Source organism: Sphingobacteriales bacterium (genome assembly GCA_012517435.1).
GTDB lineage: Bacteria > Bacteroidota > Bacteroidia > CAILMK01 > JAAYUY01 > JAAYUY01.
The window spans coordinates 32553-40181 of record JAAYUY010000083.1; the positions used below are offsets into that span (position 1 = coordinate 32553).

5 protein-coding genes are annotated in these 7629 nt (G+C 36.6%); all 5 read right to left on the bottom strand.

Annotated features, from left to right (window positions below; translation table 11 throughout):
• Positions 1-3: 3 nt before the first annotated feature.
• Entirely contained in the window at positions 4-1137 is a 1134-nt protein-coding gene (locus GX437_04880) for a glycosyltransferase (protein NLJ06988.1), read from the bottom strand.
• Positions 1134-2069, bottom strand: coding sequence for a flippase-like domain-containing protein (locus GX437_04885; protein ID NLJ06989.1), 936 nt, complete (start codon positions 2067-2069; stop codon positions 1134-1136). The genes GX437_04880 and GX437_04885 overlap by 4 nt, the downstream gene beginning before the upstream one ends.
• 81 nt (positions 2070-2150) lie before the next feature.
• Complete coding sequence (locus tag GX437_04890; GenBank protein NLJ06990.1) at positions 2151-2726, bottom strand: hypothetical protein; 576 nt, start codon at positions 2724-2726, stop codon at positions 2151-2153.
• 369 nt (positions 2727-3095) lie between these two features.
• Entirely contained in the window at positions 3096-4349 is a 1254-nt protein-coding gene (locus GX437_04895) for a T9SS type A sorting domain-containing protein (GenBank protein ID NLJ06991.1), read from the bottom strand.
• A gap of 18 nt (positions 4350-4367) precedes the next feature.
• On the bottom strand, positions 4368-7511 hold the full coding sequence (locus GX437_04900; protein ID NLJ06992.1) for a hypothetical protein: 3144 nt from the start codon (positions 7509-7511) through the stop codon (positions 4368-4370).
• Positions 7512-7629 lie beyond the last annotated feature (118 nt).

Here is a 7629-nt window from a genome sequence, read left to right on the forward strand (position 1 = left end):
GGGCTATTTAACCTTTCTGCCTTTCCAGATGAATGACTTTCTGTAAGATAAAAAAGGTAATATACTAATATAGAAAATGTAAAGAAATCCTGTAACCGGAAGCAAGAGGATGAATCTCAGCTTGCCGTAAAACTTCAGAACAGGGAACAAAAAGACAGCCTCAGCAAGTATTTTGCTGATAATCAGTATAAAAAAGAATTTCAGGTAGGATATGTCAAAAACAGACATTACAAGAAAACTAAGGGAAGTCAGGTGAAAAAGCCAGACAAAAAACGGCAATGCCAGTCCTTTTATGCCGGTATGGAATGTTTTACCCGTCCACCTGATCCGCTGATGATAAAAATCTTTAAAGTTGGTGGTAGGTTTTGTCGTTACCATGGCTTCTTCATTTTTAAGAAATGAAATTTGTCCGGGGAAATTTCGGGCTATTTTTTGTGTCAGAAAAACATCGTCACCACTTGTTTTGGACTCACTGCCGGAATAACCGCCAACCTGATCAAATGCCGACTTTCTGAAAATCAGATTGGCTCCGTTGGTTAAATAGGGAAACCCCAGCCGGGTCATTGATGCTCCGATACCATTTAATGCACTGAACTCAAGGGATTGTAGTTTTTGAAATAAAGAATTCTCATCTGAATAGCTGACAGGTCCCGAAATCATCACAAGCTTTTGATTATCAGTAATGTATGTTGCAATGGTACTTAACCAGCCGGCAAGCATACTGCAATCAGCATCTGTCGTTACTATCCATTCGTTTTCAGCAGATTCAATGGCTTTTGTCAATGCATTCTTTTTTCCTGTCAGTGCCGTGTCTTTAAGCGATAAGACTTTAAAACGGATTGCATCAGACCCTTTTATTTTGTTTATCAGATAATTATGTCCGTCATCTTCAGAAGAATCATCAATAAAAATAACCTCAAAATGTTCTTTGGGATAATTTTGCTGCATCAGACTTTCAAAAATAACAGGAAGATTTGCTATTTCATTTCTGAAAGGGACGATAACAGAAAAATCAGGAAAAAGTCCGGCAACTTTTTTATCTGCCTTTTTGACTGACAGCCATCCGTAAAAAAGCAGCAATACCAATGAAATATAACTCAGGCAAAACAGGTATGAAATGATGTCTAACGAATTCATTTCGCTTGTTTTTTGATGCCAAACATAAAAACAGCTCCGGCAAGGCTTGGCAAAAGAATGTTAATGCTGAAAAGCGCATAGGCAGCGGCCAGCAGGCTGACTACATTCACCTGATATGCCTGAAAAACAAATAAAATGACGGCTCCCCGTGTACCTATTTCGGTAATGGTGATGGCAGGCAGAAAAGTTTGAATCAGAAAAATAGCCGCCACCGATGAAATAACCTGCAAAAAGGGTAATTCAATTCCAAAAGCCATCAGGCAAAAATAATACTGAATCAGGTAAACAAAATACCGCAGAGATGAGATGGTGAGAATGAGAATCAGTTTGTTGTAGTTTAACTGATTAAAAACCTGCGTATAGTTTGAAAGAAAGCCAATCTTCCCGGACAGCTTATGCAAAAGCTGAATCTTAAAATAGAAGAAAAACAGCAGTAAAACAATAAAAATCAGGCATATCCAATATATCGGTTTTAACTGATGGGCAAACACCACAGCGCCAAACAAAATGCCCCAAAAGACAGTTGCCAGAAATTGGGCAAAACCCCCGGCCAGGGTACATGAAACCGATTTTCCCATATTTTCCTTTTTCAGGAAAAGCATCCTTCCGAGAAATTCGGCCATACGGTTAGGCACCCAGTTATTGATGGTCAGGCCTGCCCACACCGCTTTGAGCGAATATAATAAGCTGATTTTCTGAATGCTTTCGAGTAGTTTTTTCCACTTAAATGCTTCAAATAACCAGTTTACAGGCATTAATATAAAAGCTAATAACAAGTAGAAAGGAAAAAAACGAAAGGAGCGGGCTGACTTTAATGTCTCCTGAAATTCCTGATTATCAAAGGTTTTTAGCCAGATGTAATAAACGGCTCCTGCAAATACCATTATCCGTAGCATCCATAAAACCAGCTGATAAAGTGTTTTATTTTTCATCCGGATAAATGATTCAGAAGAGGGCTACATTATTAATTAATGTGCAAAAGTATTGAAAGAAAGGAAAAGAGAGTGGATATTCTATTCTGCCCAATAGTAAATCCAGTTTGAAATACCATCTTTCTGCAATTCATATTGAGCTTTAATAGCTTGATTATAAGAGCGGTAAACACCGGCACAGATGTAGTACCATTTGCGGTGCTTGTTGTAAAATAAAAATACCTTATAACCTTTGTTATGCCAGGCAATCTGGGCATTTTTAGCGTTTTTGCGACTCCTGAACGACTCTATGATGATATAATATTCCTTAACCAGCAGTTCTTTGCTGTCCTGTATTTTTTTTATCGTTTCAATTTTTTCAGCCAGCAACTTTTCTTTTCTTTCCTGACTTTCAGCCGTTTTTTTCGAATCATCCCCTGCTTTCTGAAGCTCAAGCTCTATCTCCCTCAGTTCGACCTGAATTTTATCAAGATACTGGCTGGGCTCCGATTGTTTTTTCAAATCCTTTGTCAATGAGTCAATTACATTTCCTTCAATGTCGTAAGCTATGATCTTTTGCTTTGCTTTGACTTTTCTCAGGCTTTGAGATTGAGCAGTTGTCAGTAACAATAAATTACCGGCTGCAAAAAGCAAAATGATGATAAACAGTTTTCTCATTTCGTTAATTTAAACAGCAATTATACAATTCTTCTGTTTTTCCTGTAAATTAAGTTATGAACAGTGATTTTATACCGATTAGAGAGATAATGTTGTACAGGCATATTATACCAAATGGATTTATAAAATAGTCCAAAAGTATTCTGGTATAATGCCGAACGGATAGCTGTTATGCCGATGATATCGGCATTACAGATATCACATCGGTATTAAAAGGAAAAAATGAAAGTTTCTGACACGAAGATTCACGAAGATAAAGAAGATTCACGAAGTTTATAGCAAATGGATTAATAGATTATACCCAATGGATTTATATTTTAGTCCAATATTAATCAGGTATAAAAAGTCATTTTAGAGAGATATGAGAAGTCAGGGGGTGAGTAAAATCTTTTCCACCCATACACCTTTTTCATCCACCACTTTTACAATATAAACACCTCTGCTAAACTGACTGATATCCATTTCATTATCAACACCAAGTATATGTTGACGATACATCATTTGCCCTTGCAGGTTCAATATATAAATTTTACCCGAACAAGGAATTTCACCTTCACACCTGAGGTTTAGCAAACCCGTTGTTGGATTGGGATAGCAGGAATACTTGTTTTTTGTTAAATCTGGCTTTTCGGGTATGTCGGTTAATATGTCTTTAAATGCAAAGGAACCTTTAAATAAGCGGGTTACACCACCTCCGGGAAAACTTAGAAACAGGTAAATAGAATCTTTGTCAAAGCAACTTGAAATTGCTCTTAAATTATTTGTTGGAAATTCTTCGCCCAAAAACGCCCATGTATTTCCTCCGTCTTTAGTAAAGAATAGTCGATTAGGTTGTTCAGATATAGCAAAACCAACATTATTATTATAAAATTCAATATCAGAAAGATAATTTGATTGTATTTTCAGGGTATCCCATGATAATCCCCCATTAGTGGATTTCAGAATGATATTAGAGCTTTTCAGCAAAGCATAAGCAGTATCCTGAGAGGTAAACTGAAAAGCACCCCATGGCCAATTGCTGGTTAATGATTTTACCAGGTTCCAGCTTTGCCCTCCGTTGATGGTTTTGTAAATGCCAAAATTCTTCTGATCTAATCCATATCCAATGCTGTCGTTAATGAAATGGATGAAATTTAATGTTTTATCAGCTACTTTCATAATTTTTTCACCCGAATTTTTTACCATCAAAGTAATGTCATATACATTTTTGTCAAATGTTATAAATACATTTCCTTTGTGTACCTTATGTTCATGTACATAAGCTGTATCAGGGAATCTTTCAAATGAATCGGGCCATGAATTTGCATAATTGCTCGTTCTTGCCAGCTTTAAAATATTCTTTTTTGTGGGACTTTTTTTAAAGAAAGCATCATGAAAACCACTGCTGTCATTATAAAAGACAGGAAGGCCAACATATTTTAACTCAGCCCAACTAAAACCCCCATTATTACTGTAATATAAAGTCCCTTTTCCTAATTGCAAATTATATGCAGAGTAGTAATAATTAGTTTTTGAAGTAACAACAAGGAAACCTCCTGAACCTGCACTTGAAGGTGCAAAATTTATCCATTGCGAAAATGTAACGAATGGATACAGAAATATAATTAAAACTAACTTTTTCATAACCAATTCTTTAAATGTTTATTTAGTATGATCGTGATAAAAATTGCCCTGAATCTGATTTTTGCACCCATCAAAAAAGGTATTGTTGTAGGTGCAATTGTTCCCATTGACAAATGGTAGATATCTGCTGTCCCATAATGCTCTGCAGCATGCTCCGTTCAATACTTGCCAAGCAGGTGGCAATGATGGAGGCTGATTTGACCAGAAAATATCAGGATATGGTGATAAATCAATAATGTGACATCTTATTAAAGGATCGGCATTATAAGGAAAATTGCATGCTGTAGATGGTCCGGCAAAAGTGTCATAAAAATTATTCACCTCCTCAATCACCGGATCAACAAAATCGGAACATACATAGCTGCCTTTTAATGGGCCAAAATAATTGGATACTATTTCGTGATGAAAGGCTTGACCTGATGAAGTGCTGCACGCACAAATCATATTAAAAGCCCATTCCTGTATCATGATGTCCACATAGTTGTTTTCAAAATGGTTGTGGTGGGCATGCACTATGCCTCCTCCGTAAAAGACATCACGGCCGCTTCGGTCGCGTTTGCCTGCATAAATGGCTATGTTGGCTCCGGTAATGGTAGAATTGGTAATTTTCAGGTATCCCTGTGAATAGGTGGTGTCATCTGAACAACCATCAATATTGCCCTGCACTTCTATTCCTTCCCAATCGCAACTGCCTATGCAACTGCTGTCAATAATCAGCTTGGCTCCTCGCTCTACTATAATCTTTGAACAGTTTCGCATGATAAAGTCCACATTTTCAAGGTGAAGGGTAAAGCCCTGAGAGATGATGAGGTCGGCATCAACTATTTTAGTAATATCACTTAGTTTCTTGTAACTGCCCGACCAGTTGGGTAAAGGGAATCTTTTTGCAGAAGTCCAATCAGCAGGGATACTATCATCGCAGAAGTCTGTCATATAAACATCAATACCAACTGAATCCATGCATCCACCCAAACAATTGAAAACTTTTAACCAGTAGGTTCCACTTTGAGTTACTACAATTGAATCAGTTGTTTCGTTTGTTGACCATTCGTAATGAAAACAACCGGTATCAGAAACATGGGCATAAAGAATAGTGCCAGGTAAATGGCAAATAAAATCAAGAGTATCAATCCATGCATAAAAACTGTCTATAACCAAAATTTTCATTTCTGCTGTATCTGTACACCCCCACTGATTTGTTACCCAATACCTGCAAATATGTTCACCAGTACCTTCATTAGCCGGATTGAATACAGATGAAGAACTTACACCATCTATAGAATAATCACCACCAGTTTCACCACCAAAAGGCATTTCAAACTCAGGAGCAGTAATACATACAATCATTGATGTATCGCCATAAACTTCAGGATTGGGATGAATAGTAACATTTACATTGGCACTTGTATAACACTCTGGATTTTGGTCATTGTATTTATAGGTATATATAATATAATGGGTTCCCTCCCTGAATAATGCAGGATTGAAAATATCGAAAGTATCAAGTAAGGGATGATAATAATCACCAGGTTCAGGGTTGCATCCGCTAATAGTTAATGGTGGATCATTTTTACAAAGATGGAAATCCGGACAATCAATAGGCGGAGCACTAAGAATAGTTACGTTCACTTCAGCAGTATCAACACAATTTGAATCAATTGTGTATCCCAACAAACGATATGTTCTGCTCTCATTTACATAAATGCAAGGTGTTGTATCTCCATTTTCAGTATCCCATCTGTATTTAATCAAACTTTTGTTATACAGTACAATATTTGAATCGCAAATGGTGTCGGAGCCGCCTTCACAAAATACCCTGTCGTTACCAATGAAAAGAAATGGAGGCCCTAATGTGTCAACATGAATCCATGCTGAATCAAAACACATAGAGTCCCATACCAGGACCCAATAATCGCCAGCTCCATAAACATCGGTTTGTAAATTTGTTGAATGATCAAACCATCTTAATGAGTCATATTGTTTTGGATATATTTTAAGCGTTATTGGAAAAGAGTATTTACATACAACAGTATCTTCAGGAAAAACTTTAAATTCTGGACGTGCTGTAATATTTATGGTATCATATCCGGTACATCCATTGCTGTCTTTTACAATTACCGAATATGTTCCTCCACTTGAAACATTGATGGAAGAACTTGTTTGACTAGTACTCCATAAATAACTGTAATCAGGATTATTGCTTGCTATTAAGGTTTTAGAAAATGAACCACAAATAATAGTATCGTTACCAAGATTAACCAATGGCTTTGAAGTGTCAGTTACCGTAACTAAAACAGTATCAAAAGCAAGACAACTATCCATTTCTACTTTTAAAACATACTGAGTTGTTGTTGTCGGACAAACCAAAGTTGTAGCATTGGTATCAAAAGGAGTTGAATTTCCTGCTATATACCATTTGAATTTAATATCCGCTTGCAAGGGTGGAGGATTACAGTTTGTCCCAATCCAAACACATGGACTATCACAAGTTATGAATTTATCAGGGCCGGCATCAGCATCAACTTCAAAAATCTCAACATCATCAATTCGTACCCAAAAATCTGAATTATAACTGTAGCTTGGAATCTGGTATTCTAATGTAAAGAAAAGAAAATCAGTACTTTTATTTGCTGTAAAACAAAATTGGTAATGTTGCCAGCTGCTTCCGGGCTGAGTATAATAAATCTTTGTTGCTCCTGAGATTGCTAAATTTTTCACATAAGCACTCCAGTCAGGATCAATAGTATTATAAGAATTGGAGTAATCTCGTAAGTAAATTTCAATATTTCCATTTATTCCTGAATCAGTATTAAAATCCCTGATTCCCATAAATGATATCAGGTAGGTTTTTCCACTATCAATATTTATATATTGCCCAAATGCTTCATGTCCAATTCCAGATCCGTATTGATTAATAAAATACCATTGTCCAACTCTTCCTGCTGTTGGAGATGATACTGGAAAAGATACAATATCTGAAGTCCCTAACACATTCTGCCAACATGGTACTTTCCCATGCTTAAACTCATTTTTTGGTGTACCAGATGATGGAAATTCTTCAGTTCCTGTTAGCACTGGGTTGCAAACCAATGTATTACATTGCGCCTGCACATGAGCAGGATAAAAATACCAGAGTAGAAAAAGTATAAAATTGGCAGGCATAAATAAAGTAAGTTTTTTCGCTAATCCATATTGTTTTTGATTAACAACGCAAGTGAGACATTTTATCGGATACCAAATAAAATGATATAAGGAACTCACTCGGGGGGGGGGGGGGGGG

What these genes read in the sequence shown, in the direction of transcription:
- GX437_04895 (NLJ06991.1), bottom strand. Translation starts at nt 4,349, where the DNA reads ATGAAAAAGTTAGTTTTAATTATATTTCTGTATCCATTCGTTACATTT.
- GX437_04885 (NLJ06989.1), bottom strand. Translation starts at nt 2,069, where the DNA reads ATGAAAAATAAAACACTTTATCAGCTGGTTTTATGGATGCTACGGATA.
- GX437_04880 (NLJ06988.1), bottom strand. Translation starts at nt 1,137, where the DNA reads ATGAATTCGTTAGACATCATTTCATACCTGTTTTGCCTGAGTTATATT.
- GX437_04890 (NLJ06990.1), bottom strand. Translation starts at nt 2,726, where the DNA reads ATGAGAAAACTGTTTATCATCATTTTGCTTTTTGCAGCCGGTAATTTA.
- GX437_04900 (NLJ06992.1), bottom strand. Translation starts at nt 7,511, where the DNA reads ATGCCTGCCAATTTTATACTTTTTCTACTCTGGTATTTTTATCCTGCT.